This is a genomic window from Candidatus Thiothrix sulfatifontis, assembly GCA_022828425.1.
Taxonomy (GTDB): domain Bacteria; phylum Pseudomonadota; class Gammaproteobacteria; order Thiotrichales; family Thiotrichaceae; genus Thiothrix; species Thiothrix sulfatifontis.
Window position 1 is genome coordinate 3,073,663 of record CP094685.1, and the last position, 19,980, is coordinate 3,093,642.

The 19,980-nt window shown below is 51.5% G+C and carries 14 protein-coding genes and 1 tRNA gene; 10 read left to right on the plus strand and 5 right to left on the minus strand.

Annotation, left to right across the window (positions count from 1 at the left end):
• The first annotated feature begins 25 nt into the window (after window positions 1-25).
• From L3K52_15365 to L3K52_15385, 5 genes are all read left to right on the plus strand, one after another.
• Complete coding sequence (locus L3K52_15365) at window positions 26-238, plus strand: hypothetical protein (GenBank protein ID UOG91557.1); 213 nt, start codon at window positions 26-28, stop codon at window positions 236-238.
• Window positions 235-453, plus strand: coding sequence for a hypothetical protein (locus tag L3K52_15370; GenBank protein ID UOG91558.1), 219 nt, complete (start codon window positions 235-237; stop codon window positions 451-453). The genes L3K52_15365 and L3K52_15370 overlap by 4 nt, the downstream gene beginning before the upstream one ends.
• Entirely contained in the window at window positions 450-806 is a 357-nt protein-coding gene (locus L3K52_15375) for a hypothetical protein (GenBank protein ID UOG91559.1), read from the plus strand. Before L3K52_15370 ends, L3K52_15375 begins: the two co-directional genes overlap by 4 nt.
• A gap of 11 nt (window positions 807-817) precedes the next feature.
• The gene (locus L3K52_15380; protein UOG91560.1) at window positions 818-3,127 is read left to right on the plus strand and encodes a hypothetical protein; all 2,310 of its coding nucleotides are present in this window, start codon (window positions 818-820) and stop codon (window positions 3,125-3,127) included.
• A 115-nt stretch (window positions 3,128-3,242) separates the two neighbouring features.
• Window positions 3,243-3,539, plus strand: coding sequence for a hypothetical protein (locus L3K52_15385; GenBank protein UOG91561.1), 297 nt, complete (start codon window positions 3,243-3,245; stop codon window positions 3,537-3,539).
• 183 nt (window positions 3,540-3,722) lie between these two features.
• On the opposite strand, the gene L3K52_15390 is transcribed toward L3K52_15385, so the two are convergent.
• From L3K52_15390 to dnaG, 3 genes are all read right to left on the minus strand, one after another.
• Window positions 3,723-3,798 (minus strand) — tRNA-Ile (locus L3K52_15390).
• 14 nt (window positions 3,799-3,812) lie between these two features.
• Entirely contained in the window at window positions 3,813-5,687 is a 1,875-nt protein-coding gene (rpoD, locus tag L3K52_15395; protein UOG91562.1) for an RNA polymerase sigma factor RpoD, read from the minus strand.
• Between the two features lie 68 nt (window positions 5,688-5,755).
• The gene (gene dnaG, locus L3K52_15400; protein ID UOG91563.1) at window positions 5,756-7,522 is read right to left on the minus strand and encodes a DNA primase; all 1,767 of its coding nucleotides are present in this window, start codon (window positions 7,520-7,522) and stop codon (window positions 5,756-5,758) included.
• 155 nt (window positions 7,523-7,677) lie between these two features.
• Here dnaG and gltB point away from each other — a divergent pair, with 155 nt between their 5' ends.
• Together gltB and L3K52_15410 are read left to right on the plus strand one after the other, a co-directional pair.
• On the plus strand, window positions 7,678-12,273 hold the full coding sequence (gene gltB / locus L3K52_15405; GenBank protein ID UOG91564.1) for a glutamate synthase large subunit: 4,596 nt from the start codon (window positions 7,678-7,680) through the stop codon (window positions 12,271-12,273).
• Between the two features lie 18 nt (window positions 12,274-12,291).
• A complete protein-coding gene (locus tag L3K52_15410) occupies window positions 12,292-13,782 on the plus strand; it encodes a glutamate synthase subunit beta (protein ID UOG91565.1) in 1,491 nt (496 codons plus the stop codon).
• A 70-nt stretch (window positions 13,783-13,852) separates the two neighbouring features.
• Here the strand turns inward: L3K52_15410 and L3K52_15415 are convergent, their stop codons facing one another.
• Window positions 13,853-16,126, minus strand: coding sequence for a polysaccharide biosynthesis tyrosine autokinase (locus L3K52_15415; GenBank protein UOG91566.1), 2,274 nt, complete (start codon window positions 16,124-16,126; stop codon window positions 13,853-13,855).
• Window positions 16,127-16,351: 225 nt separating this feature from the next.
• Between L3K52_15415 and L3K52_15420 the strand changes: the two genes are divergently transcribed.
• From L3K52_15420 to L3K52_15430, 3 genes are read left to right on the plus strand one after another with little or no spacing between them, the layout of a single operon-like run.
• Window positions 16,352-17,350, plus strand: coding sequence for a GNAT family N-acetyltransferase (locus L3K52_15420; GenBank protein UOG91567.1), 999 nt, complete (start codon window positions 16,352-16,354; stop codon window positions 17,348-17,350).
• A 7-nt stretch (window positions 17,351-17,357) separates the two neighbouring features.
• Window positions 17,358-18,479, plus strand: coding sequence for a glycosyltransferase family 4 protein (locus tag L3K52_15425; GenBank protein ID UOG91568.1), 1,122 nt, complete (start codon window positions 17,358-17,360; stop codon window positions 18,477-18,479).
• Entirely contained in the window at window positions 18,476-19,309 is an 834-nt protein-coding gene (locus L3K52_15430; protein UOG91569.1) for a polysaccharide deacetylase family protein, read from the plus strand. The genes L3K52_15425 and L3K52_15430 overlap by 4 nt, the downstream gene beginning before the upstream one ends.
• Here the strand turns inward: L3K52_15430 and L3K52_15435 are convergent.
• The gene (locus L3K52_15435) at window positions 19,284-19,976 is read right to left on the minus strand and encodes a metal-dependent hydrolase (GenBank protein ID UOG91570.1); all 693 of its coding nucleotides are present in this window, start codon (window positions 19,974-19,976) and stop codon (window positions 19,284-19,286) included. The genes L3K52_15430 and L3K52_15435 overlap by 26 nt on opposite strands.
• Between the last annotated feature and the right edge of the window lie 4 nt (window positions 19,977-19,980).

The following is a 19,980-nucleotide window of genomic DNA, read 5'->3' on the forward strand; positions in this document are numbered from 1 at the left end:
CCCAAAAAACCGGAGGTGATGCGGTATGAACACAAACTATTACACCGACCTGAGCGGCGAAATCGTGCAAGTGGAAATGCTCGAATGGCTCGAAGATGGTACGTACTTTGACGAAGATCAAAACGATGATGAAAGCATTCTTGTGGAACTGCCATGTTCTCGTTATTGCATTGGTCACGAAGATGGCGACGGCATCAGCGTATGGCTAAATGAGGATATGCAGGAGGTGGAGGCATGAGCAATAAATACACCATCGAAAGCCGTTATGCCAGTGACCTAATGATAGTTGTCCGTAATCTTGAAGGGGTTTCAAGCGGTTACGATATTGTTCCGGCGCATTGGGGGCAAGCGTACCGTTTCACCAATCGCAAGCAGGCGGAAATGCTCCTGTTCACCCTGAAAAAGAAGCACGACCTACACGGCGGTTTCAAGATTCATGAGGTGCAGTCATGAGCAACCCACTACTGACACCCCGCGAACAAGCGCATGTTGCCTCTGTGAGAGCGTTACAGCACTTTGACACCCCTACGCTATCCGATAGCACCCCGAACAACTGGGAACGCCTCCACGCACTCATTCCGTGGATGGCCTTTCTATTTGCCGTGATCGTGTGGGCAATGTTCCTGCTGATTCCGACGGCATTCGGCCTGCATTACGCGGGCATGTTCCCCGCTGCAAACAATTGGCTATACGTGCTAATGGGCTTGACGCTCTGCATGGCCTGTTTCGTCGCTGCACAAGTCAAACACGGCGCACGGGCTATCCTGTTCGCATTTGCCGTACTCCTTTTAAGCTATTGGTTCTGAGGTAAAAGATTATGAAAAACGACAACAACTTCAACGCGGGTTTGGCCTACAGCGATTACAAAACCCGCAAACTGTTCTACATGCTGGCGGCCTTTGTCGCTTTTGCCATGAGTTCCTACTTTGTGGTCGGCTACCTTGCCGGGCATTTGCGCGTATTAGAATGGGATGGCTCGCAGTGGATGAATGGCTTAGTTGCCATTGGCATTACAGCGGTTATGACCGGCTACCAATTTATCCTTTACGGCGCGGGCAACGTCGCAGGCGGCAAAAAAGCGACCATTCTAGCGGTCGTGGTGGCGGTGTCCTTCTCAATGCTCTCTGAGGTCGGGCAAGGCATGGAACGCGACAACATTCGCATGGAAACCAAAAGCCAAGAATCCCCGACCTACAAGGCGATTGTGGGCGCGATTAGTACCCCTGCCGGTGCAAACCCCTATTCGGCTGATATGCAAGCCGCTGAAGTGAAGTTAGCGCAATGCGAAACCCGCTTAGCGCAAGGCAAGGAAAAGCACTGTGAGGGCAGCAAAGCGCGTGTGGAGGCCGTCAATAAAATGATAGCCAACCATGCAGCGACCAGCCAACAGCAAGCCCTAGCCCTCGCTGCAACCGCTAAAACCATGGAAAAGGACGAAAGCAACTACCATCCCCTAGTGAACCTGTTACGCGAAACCTTCGGCGCATCCGGTACAGTTGGCTCGTTTCTGGTTTCCCTCACCCTGATAGCCTTTTTCGAGTACGCGTTTCACTATCTGGGTGGGCAGTTCGCGGCGGCGCGTGAATACCTCATGGCACATGGCTATGACGTTACCCGCAACCTACGCCAACCACCGCGCAAATTTGATGGCAGCATCAGCACCTACTCCGATAAATCCGAATCCGCACCCATGGCAGCGCTTAACGGAGCCGCGAACTCTGCCAAACAAACCGTGGGCGAATACGCAGCGAAAATTGAGGAAGGTTTAAAGGCATCCCCTGAAGTCATCGCCACCGAGTATGCGCGTGCGCAACATGCCCGCGAACAATCAGCCGCAATGATGGGCGACAAATTGCAGGCCGTTGGGGACAAGATCGAAGCCGCGATTAACCCGCAAGTCAGCTTTTTAAAACTGCTGATTGCCGAAAATCAAGCGCGTGTTAATCACGGCATGGAAGCAAATCATGAGAATGTGAGAAATACGATTGAATATGTATTAAAACGTCACCAACAAACAACTGGCAACGATACCAGTCATGCCGACGTAAACAAACTGACTGATTTAGTCATGAAGCACTTGAAGCCGTCAAAACCTGAAGTTGCTGAACGTCATCACCTGTATTGCACGCTGGCAAATGGGCGAAAAATGGATAAAGTTTTTAAAGCACACGAAGCCGATGCAGCGCTCAAAGAATGGCAGCGTTTAAATAAAACTGGCATTGGTGAAGATGGCAACCCCATAACCATGCTGGGATTACATCAAACCCATTTTGAAACTGAAAAGGAGGCTGAAGCGTTTGAAAAAAAGATCGAAGCCGAGAATCTAAAATGGCAATCCGACGCGCCAGTGATTAAATCGGTAACAGGCTTTAAACAATCAGCCGATCAAGCCGCGAATGTCAGCCGATTGTATCAGGCAGAAACGGCAAAGCATGAAGCGGGCGAAGTATTTAACCAATCCCCTACCCCGGCAATCAAGCGCCAGTCCGTGGCGGAAACTATCCATGCGCTAGTGGATGCGGTTAAAAAATCCGGCGCAACAACTGAGGCCGATATTCAGGCGGCGGTATTCGATGGCTATTCAAAGCTCTTTAATCCGGCTGACTTGGATGATGGCGACTTGCTCAAAGTAGCGGCTAAGATTGCCAAGAGTTCGGCATCTGCTACCCCTGCCCCGGTCATGCCATTGCAGCAACGCACTGGTGCAACTGGCCTGCACAACCCCGCGTTAGGCACGGCTGAAGCGGTCTACCCGCTACCATTGCCAACTGCCCTACACGCGCGTGTAGAGGGGTTACACGCACCCAACACGCAACCCTTGCCAACTGCCCTACACGCGCGTGTAGAGGGGTTACACGCACCCAACACGCAACCCGTGTTACACGCACCACACGCGCGTGTGGGGGGTGAAGTAGGGCGGTTTGAAGTGGGCAGTATCGAAGCCTATGAAGCGGCGGATTCTGCCAATATAGGAAGTCGTGTAGGTTGCCCACAGTGTGGTGCTGAGTTCGTTAAGCGCAATCAACAACACCGTTTTTGCTGCAAAGATCACCGTTTTGCATGGCACAACGAACGCGACCCGAAACGGCAAGAGTTCATTAACAGTCGCAAGCCGAAAGCGATATAATTGATCAAGCGGGCAGGGTAGCACCTGACCCGCATTAGTGACCATCAAAGAGCCGGGATTATTCTCGGCTTTTTTGTATTAGCATTTTTATTAATCTGTCAGTGAGGTAACTATTTTGTATCAAGACTGGAAGCAATGGGCACGGGCGGTTTATGCCATTCTCATTTTATTAATGGTGGCGTGGCTGATAAAACCTGAGCAACTAATACAGTTTGCCTCTTGGCAAGAGATAAACAATTTAGGTGAGAGCATAGGTTTTGTTCAAGTCGTTATGTTTACCGTATCCGCTGGGTTGATATTCCCAAAAGCAAAGAAATTTGAGGAGGGTTTTTGTAACGTTGGTGATGATTTTTGGCAGTTCATTATCGGAATGTTACTAGCAGGGGTTGCATGGTTCATCGCCATACTCTAGGGCGCATCAAAACCTGATCAGCAAAGCCGTGTCATCTGATGCGGCTTTTTTTTGACCATAGGGTAGGGTGCTAATCCCTTGCGACTTGTCCCGGCAAAAATCGCAGGGATGACCCTATCATGACCCCGACCAAAACGGTGGGGAATCATCGGGCGGCAAAACAACGCAACACCTTGATAAAATTGGTGGGCCTACTAGGACTCGAACCTAGAACCAAAGGATTATGAGTCCTCTGCGCTAACCATTGCGCCATAGGCCCTAAAAGCGCTACGCTCAGTTTGTCGGTAAGACACCCGGCTCGTATTCTAAGAAGCTGCGAAGCATATCCGAACGGCTCGGATGACGCAACTTGCGCAAGGCTTTGGCTTCAATCTGACGGATACGTTCACGGGTTACGTCAAACTGCTTGCCCACTTCTTCCAGCGTATGGTCGGTGTTCATGTCGATACCAAAACGCATCCGCAACACTTTAGCTTCGCGGGAAGTCAAACTGGACAAAACATCGCGAGTGACTTCCGACAAACTGGATGTGGTCGCAGACTCAATAGGTGACAAAATATTGCCATCTTCGATAAAGTCACCCAAGTGCGAATCTTCATCGTCACCGATCGGCGTTTCCATCGAAATCGGCTCTTTGGCAATTTTCAGCACTTTACGAATTTTATCTTCCGGCATATCCATTGCTTCAGCCAATTCTTCCGGCGTGGCCTCGCGACCTTTTTCCTGCAACAGTTTGCGCGAAATGCGGTTAAGCTTGTTGATGGTTTCGATCATATGTACCGGAATGCGGATAGTGCGTGCCTGATCCGCAATCGAACGGGTAATCGCCTGACGTATCCACCAAGTGGCATAAGTCGAGAACTTGTAACCACGGCGGTATTCAAACTTGTCCACCGCTTTCATCAAACCGATATTACCTTCCTGAATCAAATCAAGGAATTGCAAACCACGGTTGGTGTACTTCTTCGCAATGGAAATCACCAAACGCAGGTTGGCTTCGACCATTTCTTTTTTCGCCCGTCGCGCCTTGGCTTCACCGACTGACATGCTGCGGTTAATGTCTTTGATTTGCGAAATGGATAAATTACAGTCGCGTTGAATGACTAATAATTCTTGCTGGGCTTCGTGAATTTTTGGCAAGAAGCTCTTCAAACGGGTATGGTCGCCGCGTTTATCGACACAATAACGGTCTAACCAAGTCAAATCGGTTTCATTTTGCGGGAAACTGTCGATGAAATCCTGACGCGCCATGCCGCCTTTTTGGACGCACAATTTCATAATGTGGCGTTCATTTTGGCGAATCTGATCCACGATTTCATTTAACTGCACCGTCAACTGTTCGATGATCGGTTGCGCTAAACGGAATTCCATGAATTTGAGTGCCACCGCCTCACGCGCCGCTGTGTAAGCCGCTTGGTTATTGCTGGCGCAAGCTGTTTTGGACGCTTCGTACAATTCGCGCAGTTCAGCAAACTTAATCCGCGCTTCTTCAGGATCAGGGCCGGTATCGACCGGATCAGCCGCGTCTTCGTCATCTTCTTCTTCGACGACCGCTACCGCCTCTTCTTCCGCAATAGCGGCTTCTTCTAACTCTTCCGGCACGGCAACCTGAAACGCTGTTAGATCTTCATCCGGGTTCACAAAACCGTTAATGATGTCGGTTAAACGAATTTCTTCGGAATCAATCAAGCTGGCTTTTTCCAACAACACTTCTGTCGACGCTGGGTATTGCGCCAATGCTCGCAAAATTTCGTTTAAACCCTCTTCAATGCGAATCGCAATCTGGATTTCGCCTTCACGGGTCAACAGCTCCACCGTCCCCATTTCACGCATGTACATGCGCACCGGGTCAGTGGTGCGCCCGAAATCGCCATCCACATTGGCTAAGGCGGCAGCGGCTTCTTCTGCGGCTTCATCGTCGGCCTGCACCGCTTCATCGTTTAGCAACAGGGAATCGGCATCCGGGGCATGTTCATACACCGTTATACCCATATCGTTGATCATCGCAACAATATCTTCAATCTGCTCCGGGTCAACGATGGTATCGGGAAGGTGGTCGTTGACCTCAGCATAGGTGAGGTAGCCCTGCTCCTTACCTTTGGCAATTAACTCTTTCAAGCTGGACTGCTGCTGCTCTTCTTGACTCATGCCCTAAAACTCTCTGGAAAAAAGGTCAATAACTATATCACATTTTTCTAAAATGCAACCCTATGCGCTCACTCACGCCCCGGACTTTTGTAGTCTTGGAGCAGTAAATAAGCTAAATCACTGCGCTCTTGCTCGCTCAAGGCGTGGGTTTGACCCCGATGCAACAAAGCTTCAAGCTGGTTTTGACGCACCTGCCGCCTGATTTGTTGCAGACAGTCGGCAAATTCACGCCGTATAACGGTTTCATCGTCCGTTTCGGGTCGCCAATTGGTGAGGCGTTGGATAACAGCCTCGTGTTCGGTCTGGCGAAAGCGTTCTAGCAAACCCGCCAAATGTATATGGGGGTTCTCCTCGATGTTTTCAATGATAGCTGCCAGCAATGCGGTACCGGGCAGGTCATAGCCAAGAATCTGTTCAGAACTGCCAGCAATTTCCACCAATGCCGGGTGATGCAATAACAGCGCAATCGCGTGCCGGATAGGGGTGCGCCGCACGTCTTGGTCGCCCAAGCGCGTTTGATTATAGGCGAGTGGCGCATCACCCGTTGAACTTTTTTTCAGGTGACGGCGCACCAGCTCCAAAGGCGTGTTGGTAAGTGTAGACAATTCTCCGAGAATTTGCTCGCGCAGCAAAATAACCGGCATGGTCACGAGTAATTTCACCCCGTCATTTAACAAGCGCGACTTGCCTTCCTTGGTACTCAAATTGAAGCGCTCTTTCAGCACTGCCAGTAAATAAGCGCTGAGCGTGAGTGCCGTGTCGAAGCCCGCCTCAAACGCTGCTTTACCCATTTGACGGATTTGCGTATCGGGGTCTTCGCCTTGCGGCAAAAACAAAAAGCGGATTTCCTTGTCATCGCGCAACTCTGGTAAAGCATTTTCCAAGGCTCTCCAGGCCGCATCCCGCCCCGCACGGTCGCCGTCAAAGCAAAACACCACTTCTGGCACCAGACGCAATAATTGGCGGATGTGTTCCGGCGTGGTGGCGGTTCCCAGCGTTGCGACCGCATAGGTAATGCCGTATTGCGCGAGGGCAATCACATCCATGTAGCCTTCGACCACTAACAGACGTTCTAGCTTGCGGGTATCGTTACGCGCTTCAAACAAGCCGTAAAGCTCAGCACCTTTGTGGAAAACCTCGGTTTCGGGTGAATTCAGGTACTTGGGTGAACCATCGCCAATCACCCGCCCGCCAAAACCGATCACGCGCCCGCGTCGATCCCGAATCGGAAACATAATGCGTTCCCGAAAACGGTCATACACCCGCCCGGTTTCGTGGCGAATCGCCATGCCGCTGGCGACTAACTTATCGTCCCCGTAACGCGCCAATTCACGCCCCAGCGAACTGTGCGGCGGCGCAAACCCCAAACCAAAGCGTTTGGTTACGTCTTTGCTCAAGCCCCGCCGCTGCAAATACCCAAGCGCATCAGGGTTTTGCGGCAATTGTGCTTGAAACCATGCCGCCGCCTCTTCCAGCAAGGTATACAAGTTTTTGTCTTTACGCGGGCGTTTTGGGGCATCTTCTGCACCTTCACGGGGAACAGGCACGCCAATGGTGCGAGCTAACGCCTCAATTGCCTCTGGATATTCAAGATGTTCGTATTCCATTAAAAAAGTAATGGCCGAACCGTGTACCCCGCAACCAAAACAATGGTAGAACTGTTTCGTCGGACTCACCGTGAAAGAAGGCGTTTTTTCATTATGAAACGGGCAACACGCGGTATATTCGCGCCCTGCCTTTTTTAATGGCACCCGCCCACCGATCACGTCGATAATGTCGACGCGAGCTAACAGTTGGTCAATAAACTCTTTTGGGATGCGACCTGCTTTACTCATAAGCTGTGTGCGATCTTGCTCCGTTGTGCTGGTAGCGTAGTATACGCTAAATAAGATACCGCTTTCTGGGCGTGTCGACAAAAACGCACCAAAATTCTAGCCCTAAACTGGCATTTTGGTACATAATACTTACCCTTTTATCGCCTGAGAATACGATGAGATACACTGAACTACCCCCATCGCAAGGTCTTTACGACCCTGGCTTTGAACACGATGCATGTGGCATGGGCTTTGTGGCTCACCTGAAAGGTGTTAAGTCGCATCAAATCGTCCAACAGGCATTAAAAGTATTAACCCACATGGAACACCGTGGCGCGTGCGGCTGCGAGGAAAATACCGGCGATGGCGCAGGTATCCTGCTCCAGCTTCCACATGAATTCCTTGCCGCTGAGTGCAAATCACTCAACATTAAACTGCCCGCACCCGGTCATTATGCGACTGGCATGGTGTTCCTGCCACAAGATGCCGATGCACGCGCTGAGGTTGCCGCTATCTTCGCCCGCATCGTCGAAGAAGAAGGTCAAACCCTGCTCGGCTGGCGTGATGTTCCCACCAATCCGACCCCGATTGGCAAAACCGCGCTCAAAGCCATGCCTTTTATTCGCATGGTATTTGTTGCCAAATCCGCTGACATCGCGGAAGGTATCGACTTTGAACGCAAGCTCTACGTGATTCGCAAACGCACACAAAACAGCGTCGATACCCCAGAAGTCGCAGGACACGTTTATTTCCCTAGCCTGTCGTCACGCACCCTTGTTTACAAAGGCATGTTGACCACCGAACAGGTTGGGCAGTTCTACCGCGATTTAACCAACCCGCGCATGGAAACGGCGATTGCGATGGTGCATTCACGCTTTTCCACCAACACTTTCCCAAGCTGGGAACGTGCTCACCCCAACCGCTACCTGATTCACAACGGTGAAATCAACACCATGCGCGGTAACGTCAACTGGATGAATGCACGGCAAGGCGTGATTAAAACCACTGTCTTCAATACCGATGTTGAAAAGCTATTTCCAGTCGTCAATCCTCACGGCAGTGACTCCGCGATGTTTGATAACACATTGGAATTCATGTATTTGTCAGGCTATTCCTTGCCCCATGCAATGATGATGATGGTTCCTGAACCGTGGTCGAACCACGAAAGCATGAGCGCGGAAAAGAAAGCCTTTTACGAATACCACAGTTGCCTGATGGAACCGTGGGATGGCCCTGCGGCAATGGGTTTCACCGATGGCACACTGGTTGGCGCAACGCTGGATCGTAACGGTTTGCGCCCCTCGCGTTACTACGTCACCAATGACGACATGATTATCCTCGCCTCCGAAGTCGGGGTATTGGATGATCTTGACCAAAGCACGATTATCTCCAAGCAACGCCTGCAACCGGGGCGTATGTTACTGGTCGACACCGCGCAAGGCCGCATTATTGCTGACGAAGAAATCAAGCAGCAAATCGCCACCGCTAAGCCGTATCAAGACTGGCTGGCAAGCAATTTGGTCGAACTGCAAGACCTACCGGCTGCGCCACAAAGTGCCCTGCCAGAACACGAAACGCTGGTACAACGCCAGAAAATGTTCGGCTACACCTACGAAGACGTGCGCAAAGTCATTGTGCCGATGGCGCGTGACGGCATCGACCCGCTGGGTGCGATGGGTATCGACTCACCAATTGCGGTGTTATCCAACCAAGCACAACCGCTGTTTAACTACTTCAAGCAGTTGTTTGCGCAAGTGACCAACCCGCCGATTGACTCAATTCGCGAAGAAATCGTTACCTCGTCTTACACCACGTTGGGTTCCGAGGGCGATATTACGGCGCCTACAGCAGCAAGTTGCCAGCAAATTCTGCTAAAAACCCCGATTTTGGACAACGCTGAACTGGCGAAACTGACGCACATTAACCGTGAAGGTTTCAAGTGCGTCACCCTGCCGATTATGTTCCACGCTGCCGATGGCAAAAATGCACTGGAAGCCGCATTGGAACACCTGTTCACTGCGGCCGATAACGCCATTAATGACGGCGCAAATTTAATCGTGCTCTCCGACCGCTTGGCGGATGCGGATAATGCACCAATTCCGTCACTCTTGGCAGTCGCGGGCTTGCATCATCATTTGATTCGTAACGGTTGCCGTACCCGTGTGAGCCTGATTCTCGAATCCGGTGAACCGCGTGAAGTGCATCATTTCTGCACACTGCTGGGTTATGGCGTGCAAGCGATCAACCCTTACGTCGCGTTTGAGTCGATCGGTGATTTGATTCGCGAAGGTTTATTGCCCGGTATTCAGCACGATTACGCTGTACAGAAGTACATCAAAGCCGCCACCAAAGGCGTGATCAAGGTCATGTCCAAAATCGGTATTTCCACGATTCAATCTTACCGTGGGGCGCAAATCTTTGAGGCGCTGGGGATTAGCAAAGCGGTCATCGACAAATATTTCACCGCAACAGCATCGCGTATCGGTGGTATTGATTTAGCCATTATCGCGAAAGAAGCTTTGATTCGTCATCAAACCGCTTACGATCACCACGACGCGGAACAACGTTCGTTGCGTGCCGGTAACGTGTTCCAATGGCGGAATGAGGAAGAAGAGCATCAATACAACCCGACAACCATTTACACCCTGCAAAAAGCCGTGCGGCTGGGCGATTACGGTTTGTACAAGCAATACAGCAAACTGTTGCACGAAGACGCCGATGTTAAATTCAACTTGCGTAACTTGCTAGAATTCAACTTTGCTGACCAAGCCATTCCGCTGAACGAAGTCGAATCGGCACAAACCATTGTGAAGCGCTTCAAATCCGGCGCAATGTCTTTCGGTTCCATCAGCCCGGAAGCGCACGAAGCCTTGGCAATTGCCATGAACCGCTTGGGCGCACGCTCCAATTCCGGCGAAGGCGGCGAAGATTCGGCACGTTTCATTCCCGACCCGAACGGCGATTCGCGCAACAGTGCCATTAAGCAAGTGGCCTCAGGGCGCTTCGGTGTTACCAGCCATTACCTGAACAATGCGCAGGAAATCCAGATCAAACTGGCGCAAGGCGCAAAACCGGGTGAAGGTGGGCAATTACCGGGCAAAAAAGTGTATCCGATTATTGCACGAGTGCGCGGTACCACGCCGGGGGTCGGCTTGATTTCACCGCCGCCGCACCACGACATTTACTCGATTGAAGATTTGGCGCAGCTTATTCATGACCTGAAAAATGCCAATAAACGCGCGCGAATTAACGTCAAGTTGGTTTCCGAAGTCGGGGTTGGCACGATTGCCGCCGGTGTTGCCAAAGGCAAAGCGGATGTCATCCTGATTTCCGGTTATGACGGTGGCACGGGCGCTTCCCCAAAAACCAGCGTCCAACACGCCGGTTTGCCGTGGGAATTGGGGCTGGCAGAAACGCACCAAACCCTGTTGCTCAATAACCTGCGGAGTCGGGTGCGTCTGGAAACCGATGGCAAGTTGATGACCGGGCGTGACGTCGCGATTGCTGCGCTGTTGGGTGCGGAAGAATACGGTTTCGCGACGCTACCATTGGTGGCGCTGGGCTGCGTGATGATGCGCGTTTGCCATCAGGACACCTGCCCGGTTGGGATTGCGACGCAAAACCCAGAGTTACGCAAAAAGTACGCAGGCGACCCGCAATACGTGGTGAATTTGCTGATGTTTATCGCTGAAGAGTTGCGCGAATATATGGCAAAACTCGGCTTCCGCACCATTGATGAAATGGTCGGGCGAGTCGACAAACTGCGCCAAGGCACGGCGGAAGGTCACTGGAAAGCCAGCATGGTTGATTTGAGCAAATTGCTGCACACACCCGAACTGGAAGAATGCGACGGCATCCGGTGTTTGCGTGCACAAGACCATGGCATTGCGCAATCCTTGGATGAACGTGAAATTCTTAGCGTCTGCCAACCCGCGATTGCGCACGGCACACCTGTTACCGCCGAATTTGCGATTAAGAACATTGACCGCGTGGTCGGCACGATCACCGGCTCGGAAGTCACTCGCAAGTACGGCGCAGCAGGCTTACCAGAAGACACGATTCGCTTGAAATTTAACGGCTCAGCCGGGCAAAGTTTCGGTGCATTCCTACCCAAGGGCATGACGCTGGAACTCGAAGGCGATTCCAACGACTACATTGGCAAAGGGTTGTCGGGCGGTAAGATCATTGTTTATCCGCGTAAAGATGCGCAATTTGCTGCCGAAGACAATATTTTAACCGGCAACGTGGCATTCTTTGGCGCAAGTGACGGCGAAGCTTATGTGCGCGGGGTCGCAGGCGAACGTTTCTGTGTGCGCAATTCCGGGGTGCGCGTGGTCGTTGAAGGCACGGGCGACCACGGTTGCGAATACATGACCGGCGGGCGCGTGGTGGTGTTGGGCAAAGTCGGGCGTAACTTCGGCGCGGGCATGTCTGGCGGCGTGGCTTATGTGTATGACCCTAGCGGCATTCTCGCCATCAGCGGCAATACTGAAATGGTCTCCTACAGCCCCCTGAGTGATGCCGATGAAAAAGCCGAAGTCAAAGCGATGATCGAAAAGCATGTGCTGTATACTGGTAGCACGCGCGGTAGTCTGATTTTGGCGAATTGGAATAACTATTCAGCCGATTTCGTGCGCATCATGCCAAACGACTACCAACGCATGTTAGAAGCGGTCAAATCGTTTGAAGCCCAAGGGCTTTCCGGTGAAGAAGCCTTGATGGCTGCTTTCATCGCCAATAATAGCGACGCTTCGCGTGTCAGTGGCAATTAAGGATTAAAGGTAACAATCATGGGTAAACCTACTGGTTTCATGGAATACCAGCGCGAGCTGCCAGCCGACCGCGCCCCGTTGGAACGCATTAAAGACTGGCGTGAAATGCATTTGCATTTCGGTCGTGAAGCGGAAAGCCGCGAGCAAGGGGCGCGTTGCATGGAATGCGGCATTCCGTTTTGTCAAACCGGCAAAATGTTGCCCGGTGGCGCGAGCGGCTGCCCGGTTCACAATTTGATTCCTGAATGGAATGACATGATCTTTCGCGGCTTGTGGAAAGAAGCCTACGAACGCCTGCGCATGACCAATAACTTCCCGGAATTTACCGGGCGAGTTTGCCCAGCGCCGTGCGAAGGTTCTTGTACACTGGGTATCAATGAACTACCTGTGACCATCAAATTGAACGAAGTGTCGATCATCGACAAAGCATTCGAGGAAGGTTGGGTTAAGGCTGAACCGCCAACAGAACGCACGGGTAAAACCATTGCCGTGGTTGGTTCTGGCCCTGCGGGGTTAGCGTGTGCGGATCAGTTGAACAAAGCCGGTCACAGCGTCACCGTTTACGAACGCGCGGATCGCACTGGTGGCTTGCTGATGTACGGCATCCCCAATATGAAGCTCGATAAACAGGACATCGTGCAACGGCGCGTTGACCTGATGGCTGCCGAAGGCGTGAATTTCGTCACGGGCGTGGACGTGGGCAAAGACATTTCTGCTGAACAGTTGCGCAGTGACTTTGATGCGGTAGTGTTGTGCGCGGGTGCTACTCAGCCGCGTGATCTGCCGGTGGAAGGGCGTCACCTCAAGGGTGTGCATTTTGCGATGGATTTCCTCACCGCGAATACCAAAAGCTTGCTGGATTCGGGCTTGGCGGATGGTCAGTATATTTCAGCACAAGGCTTGGATGTGATCGTGATTGGCGGCGGTGATACTGGCACCGATTGCGTGGGTACGTCGGTACGGCATGGCTGCAAATCGGTTACGCAATTGGAAATCATGCCGCGTGCACCGGATGCGCGTGCAGCGGACAACCCTTGGCCGGAATGGCCGCGTGTGCATAAAATCGATTACGGTCAGGAAGAAGCGGCTGCGGTGTTTGGGCGTGATCCGCGTGATTACCTAATTTCCACCAAGAAACTGGTCGGTGATGAAAACGGTCATGTGAAAGAAATTCATACGGTTGGGGTGCGCTGGGAACAGGGTGCTGGCGGACGCATGAATTTGATCGAAGTCGAAGGCACCGAAGAAGTATTGCCCGCGCAATTGGTATTGCTGGCAATGGGCTTTACCGGGCCGGAAAAAACACTGGTGGATGCACTGACGCTGGACACTGACCCACGCGGTAATGTCAAAGCCGATTACGGCAAATACACCACCAACCTGCCGGGCGTGTTTGCGGCGGGCGATATGCGCCGTGGGCAAAGTCTGGTGGTGTGGGCGATCAACGAAGGTCGCGAAGCCGCGCGGGAATGTGATCGGTTTTTGATGGGTAAAACTTACTTACCGTAAGTTCAAAGCCGACGTTTCACATGACTAAAAAGCGCCCCAATAATGGGGCGTTTTTTTGGATAAGGCAGCGCTAAATCGGAGCAAGATTCAAACCCTTGCGCTTACTTTTCGTCGCCTTGACGTCAGCCTTGTTGGGATGAACCGTGTGGTAACGGTCATAATAGCGCGAGTCCAGCGCTTCTTCTTGCGATTTCACCATTAAAAACCCGACCACGTTTTGTCTCACGCGCCGTAACTGCTCAATGACCGTCAGCAAGCGTTTGCGGTTAATGCGGTCTTCATCGGCAACAATCACCGTCGCTTCTGCCATTGACGACAAATAGAGTGCATCCGCAAAACCTGCCGTTGGCGGGCCGTCAATAATCACACTGTCGAAATGCTTAGTCGCCAGATTCAGCAATTGCGCCATCGCTGGGCTGGACACCAGCCGCACCGGATCCGTCATCAATGTACCCGCCAAAATCAGGTACAAACCTTTAAGCTCGCGGGAAGGGTGCGTCACACTGGCAATATCGACCTCACCATTCAGGTAATTGCTCAAACCTCTGGCATGTGGCAAACCCAATTTGACATGCACCGATGGGCGGCGCAAATCCGCATCAATCAGCAACACCTTCAAGCCCTGTTGCGCTTGGCTCGTGGCAATATTCACTGCCGATGTTGATTTACCTTCTGCCGGATTCACGCTGGTAATCAGGGTGACACGCGGCGCAACCCCACCGGGCAGTACAAACCGCAAATTTGCGGTCATTACCCGATACGATTCTGCTAACAACGATCCTGCATCCCGCACTGTCGCCAACGCTAAATTGCTTTCGGATAAATGCCGCACATGCGGAATCGTTCCCAATACCGGCAAACCACTTAGCGTCTGCAATTCGCTCACCGAAGCTACGCTCTGACTCAGGGTTTCGCGCAATAGCGCCGCACCCACCCCCAACATCAGCCCCACTAAGCTGCCGATAATCAGGTTCAACGCTTTTTTAGGGCGAAACACCTCGTTATCGGGAGCCGCCGCATCCACTACCCGAATATTACTGCTGGTTACATTAGAGGCAACATTGACCTCCTTCATGCGCTGTAACAAACCGTCGTACAAATCCCGACTAGTTTCAACTTCGCGTTTCAACGCGTTGTACTCAATGCTGCGGTCACGCAAATCCACCAGCTCGCTTTTATAAGCGTCTAATTGGCTACGCAAATCATCTTCCAGATTTTTTGCCGCCGCGTATTCGGCTTGCAACGACTGTTTCAACCCGCCAACTTCTTGTTGCAATTGGCTACGCACTTCCTGAATCTGTTGTTGCAAACGCTGCATATCCGGGAACGCGGGTTTGAATAATTTAAGCTTTTCTTGGTATTCCGCTTCCAAGGTATTCAGGTTTTGCTTAATGCCTTCCACCACCGGATTATTCAGCACTTCACGCACATTGCCATGCTTGCGGCCTTGAATCATCTGGCTTTCGGCTTGAATACGGGTGCGTTCCGCAGCACCTAGCGCCGAATACAGCTCATCGAGTTGACGTTCCTGACTCGACTGGCTGTTATTCACTTCCAGAATGCCATTTTGCTTGGCGTATTCAATCAGTTTGCCCTCTTGCAAGGTCAAGCGCTGCCGGGATTTGTCTAATTCCTGTTCCAGAAATTCCTTGGCGTAAGTGTCTGTTTCGCTTTGAGAACTGATATTTTCCTTGATGAAAGCATTAATCAGCGCATTCACAATGTCCGCTGATAATACCGGCTCAGGGCTTTCGTAAAATACTTTGACCAAATGCGTCTTTTCAATCGGCTCGACATAAAGCTTTTCAACAAATTGCGCGGCGTAATCAGCCGTCTTGTTACTACCCGCAGCGGTTTGCTTAGCAGACAGGAAACTCCCAATAAAGCCTTGGATAATCACTTTAATAGACGTCAGCAGACTAAATTTTGCAGGGCGCTCAAACAAACGGGTGCGCAAATCCAGATCAGCAATGACACGCTCTGCCAACTTACGACTTTTCAACTGCTCGTATTGGGTACGGAAAAAAGGATCTTGCTCACCCATGTCCGGCGATGCACTTGTCACTGTCCCAAAATTAACAACTTGCACCCCTTCTTTCTCAATCTGGATTGTCGCACCGGCACGGTAAGAAGGGGTCGCTGTCCAAGTGAAATAAGCCGTCAGCAGTAAAACAGCTAAAGCGGTGAGCAGTAACGTCCATTTTTGCCGCAACAAACGCCGCCAGACATCTTCCAGTGTCAACGTATGGGCGACAATCCCATTAGTAGGCATCGCAATGTACGGCACTGACGCACTGACAGGGTGAGACGGACTCGAAGCACGGTTAGCGTTGACAGTTAGCATGGTTCTCTGCTGGAGATAATTGTTAGTATGTCATTCATTGTCCGACAGCATCGCCCATACCGCAAAGTTTAGCCTGCATTCGCGGGCATTTTCTGGATAAGCGGGCATAGCACCAGACGAATGACCGCCCGCCCAACAAAGTTGCTCCGTTAATCTGCTCAGACTGGCATGACCTTCCCCAACGTCATACAAATAGGTAATCATAAAAACAAAGCCGTTTGGAAGATGAGCATAACGATTACGCCAGACCTGCCACTTACGCCAACAGTTACGAATGGAGGGGTTTTTCTCGATCCCGCCTTTCGCGCAATTCTGGCACGCGAGTTTCGGTTGCAGCCCGTGCAAGTGCAACTCACGACGGTTGAACATGAATGGATCATTCCAGCGTTTCTACGTGCGACTTGGCTCGGCAAACAAACGCTGATTTTGGGCGCAGGTTTCGATAAAACCGGCATAATCCCCAACACAACACCCGACAATTATGGTGTGATGATTGCAACGTTGGCACAAGAACTTGCCACTACGCGCATTAACACGCTGGAAATACGCACCGCGCAACACATTCCCTGCTTGACGGATACAGCCGATAAAGTCGAACTGAATCTCGACATTCAAACGTCAGTCGAAGCTATCTGGCAGAAGCTATCCAGTAATACCCGCAAAAACATTCGTCGCCCTTTGAAAATGGGGTTTACCTCAGTCGTAGGCGTGAATCCGCAATTATTGGATGAATTTTACCAATTGTACCGCATGAGTCTGCACAACCTTGGCAGTTTGCCGCACCCCAAAGCATTTTTCACCAACTTAATGCAGCAATGCCCCCAACACCTGGCAATTTTTATAGGCTATATTGATGGCATTCCAGTGGTATCATCCGTCAATTTCGTGAGCCAAACCGAAGTGTATGGCGCTTGGTCAGGCATTCACACCGACTACAAAAAACACAATGTATTCCTCGCCATGCTTTGGCAAATGGTTGAATACTGCGGCGCAAGCGGGCGCACCACTTACAACCTAGGGCGCTCTTCCGCAGGCAGCAACCCGCACCAATTCAAGCTCAAACTCGCCAACCGTAGCCACAAAATTTACTACTACAAAATACCCACGCCGCAACCGTCAGCCACACATTCTAAAGTACAAGATGCCGCCTCTTGGCTAATCCGTAATACGCCGGAAATCGTGATGGATGGCTTATCCCGCGCCCTGCTCCACAAATTTTACTGAGCACACCATGAAAACTAACCCGCTGAAAATTCTGGAAGTTTGCACTGTCAGCAGTTCCGCCTATGCGCTGGTGTTTCATCGCGCTCAGGCACTTAACCAACGTCATGCGGGCGAGCTGCAAGTCGATGTGCTGTGCAGTGACGGCCCCGAAGTCGCCCTGATGCAAGCCCAGGGCATGAATGTGGTGGTAGCAACTCTGCACCGGAGCCTAAACCCACTGCAATTGGCACGCTCAGCCTGGAATCTACGCCGTGCCATTCGCCAAGGCGGTTATCATGCCGTACACCTGCATTTTGGCATACCGGGCTTAGTCGGGCGTTTTCTCGCCTTGTTTGACCATAAAACCGTCTGGATTTACCAAAGCCACGGTTACAGCATTGCCGAAAATACCAGCCCACTGGCACGCAAAGCCTATCTGCTGATCGAAAAACTGCTGAAAAAAACCGTGCGTTATTCGCTATTCCAATTGCGTGAAGACATGGAATTGGCGCGTGAGCACCGCTTGCTCGACGCATCACAAATGGTATTTCTCGGCAATGGCATCGACCTAAACAAATTTAAACCGCATTCTACTGCCCCTACCAACATCACGACATTTGGCATGGTGGCACGCTTTGAACCCATTAAAAACCATGCCTTATTACTGGATGCTACCGAATTACTGGCAAAACAAACCCGTGATTTCAACATCAAACTTATCGGTCAAGGGCATTTACAAGCCGACATACAAGCCAGCATCCAACGAAAAGGGCTGAGTGACCTGATCGAAATCATGCCATACCGCAATGACATGCCTGCGTTTTACCAAAGCATTGATGTCGGGGTGCTGACCTCATTTGCCGAAGGCATTCCCCGCGCCTTAATTGAACCGATGGCATCCGGCAAACCCGTCATTTGCACCGATGTCAAAGGCAGCCGCGAAGCCATTCTTGATCAGCAAACCGGCTTCAAAACCCCCATTGATTCCCCGAAAGCGCTTGCCGATCACATGCTCTGGTGCATCCAACACCCCGAACAACGCCAACAAATGGGCAAAGCCGCGCGCGAACACGCCTGCAAGCATTTTTCCGAAACCCGCATCCTCGACATTCTCAGCAAAATCTACCTAAGTTGTGAGCAAACCCCATGATCTTCACCGCTGACATCGAAGATTGGCAACAATCCGTTTACGATTTTGACCGCGCCGTCTCCAACCGCGTGGTACGCAATACCAGCCGCTTACTGGATATTTTGGATGCACACAACGTCACCGGCACGTTCTTCATCCAAGGCATGGTGGCGGAAAAATTCCCGCAATTGATCCGCAGCATCGCGCAAGCCGGTCACGAACTCGCCAGCCATTCGCACACTCACCGCATGATTTACAACCTGACTGAAGCCCAATTTCGCGCCGAAATGCAACGTTCGGTCGGTTTGCTGGAAGGCATTAGCGGCACCAAAGTCATTGGTTTTCGCGCCCCCACCTTTTCGGTACGCGATGATATTCTCGACTGGTATTGCGATGCATTGCGGGAACAAGGGATTATTTACGATTCATCCATTATGTTAGCCACGGTGCGCAGTTGTTATGGCTTTAGCGATGACGGCATTTTGCAACGCATTGCGGCACGCGGGCTGGATTGTTACCCCATGAGTGTCAGCCGCGTGTTGGGCAAGAATTTGCCGGTGATGGGCGGTGGTTATTTCCGCATTTACCCTTATTGGCTGTCACGCTGGCTGGCGCGTGATTTGAATCACGCCACCAGTATTTTCTACATGCACCCTTACGAATTGGATACCCACGAACACCGTGAAGTGTCGCAACAGGTCAAGATTCCGCTGAAAATGGCAGTCCACCAATTTGCCCGACGCGGCAGCATTCCGGGGAAACTCAATAAACTGTTGCAGGATTACCCCTTCCGCTCATTCCGAGATCATTATTACGCCGCTGCGCCTACGGTAACAAACGCGATCCAATAATCCGGTAAGTATCCGCGCTCAGCAAGGTATCCCAAAACGCATGGGAATCCGGCGCCACTGCCCATGCCAAAATAGTGGCAATCACCAGCGCGGTGGATTTTTCGCGTTTTTTCCAGTCGAGTATTTTTAACGCCGTGCCGAAAGAACGTTTAATGCGGTGATTCATGAAATCCACGCTATACAATTCATCCAGCACCAAATGCAGCACAAACCCTAAAAACACAAATAAGCCAAACAACCATGCGACAAACGGCGTTTCGCCCATCACATGGTGCGCAAAGGCTGTCATCAGAAACGTAAACAACAGTGCCGCTACCAAGGAATGAATCGACCCACGGTGCGTGGTGTATTCATGGAATACCGTCCAAATCGGAAAGCGAATTAACCCAAAAGTGATCAAGCCCACGCCCCACAATTCCACAATCGACAAATTGTTTTCACTGGAAAATACCACCATAAAGGCGGCAAGGATCGCAAACAAGGAAAACATAATTCGGCTAGGGTAAGCGTGTTGCAAATCAATATCCGGCAGGATACCGCCGATGGTTCCCAATAGCGCCAACATTAAGGCTTCACGCGGCTCGGCTAAGCCCACCTGCAAGCAGAGGACAGACAATAAGCCCGCCCCCGCCGCTGCCACGCTAATATGCGTACTAAAATTTGCCATATTG

Bases quoted from the DNA above. Each gene is read 5' to 3' on its own strand.
- L3K52_15410 (UOG91565.1), top strand. From the start codon at position 12,292: ATGGGTAAACCTACTGGTTTCATGGAATACCAGCGCGAGCTGCCAGCC.
- gltB (UOG91564.1), top strand. From the start codon at position 7,678: ATGAGATACACTGAACTACCCCCATCGCAAGGTCTTTACGACCCTGGC.
- L3K52_15425 (UOG91568.1), top strand. From the start codon at position 17,358: ATGAAAACTAACCCGCTGAAAATTCTGGAAGTTTGCACTGTCAGCAGT.
- L3K52_15420 (UOG91567.1), top strand. From the start codon at position 16,352: ATGAGCATAACGATTACGCCAGACCTGCCACTTACGCCAACAGTTACG.
- L3K52_15430 (UOG91569.1), top strand. From the start codon at position 18,476: ATGATCTTCACCGCTGACATCGAAGATTGGCAACAATCCGTTTACGAT.
- L3K52_15435 (UOG91570.1), bottom strand. From the start codon at position 19,976: ATGGCAAATTTTAGTACGCATATTAGCGTGGCAGCGGCGGGGGCGGGC.
- L3K52_15375 (UOG91559.1), top strand. From the start codon at position 450: ATGAGCAACCCACTACTGACACCCCGCGAACAAGCGCATGTTGCCTCT.
- L3K52_15370 (UOG91558.1), top strand. From the start codon at position 235: ATGAGCAATAAATACACCATCGAAAGCCGTTATGCCAGTGACCTAATG.
- L3K52_15415 (UOG91566.1), bottom strand. From the start codon at position 16,126: ATGCTAACTGTCAACGCTAACCGTGCTTCGAGTCCGTCTCACCCTGTC.
- rpoD (UOG91562.1), bottom strand. From the start codon at position 5,687: ATGAGTCAAGAAGAGCAGCAGCAGTCCAGCTTGAAAGAGTTAATTGCC.
- L3K52_15380 (UOG91560.1), top strand. From the start codon at position 818: ATGAAAAACGACAACAACTTCAACGCGGGTTTGGCCTACAGCGATTAC.
- L3K52_15365 (UOG91557.1), top strand. From the start codon at position 26: ATGAACACAAACTATTACACCGACCTGAGCGGCGAAATCGTGCAAGTG.
- dnaG (UOG91563.1), bottom strand. From the start codon at position 7,522: ATGAGTAAAGCAGGTCGCATCCCAAAAGAGTTTATTGACCAACTGTTA.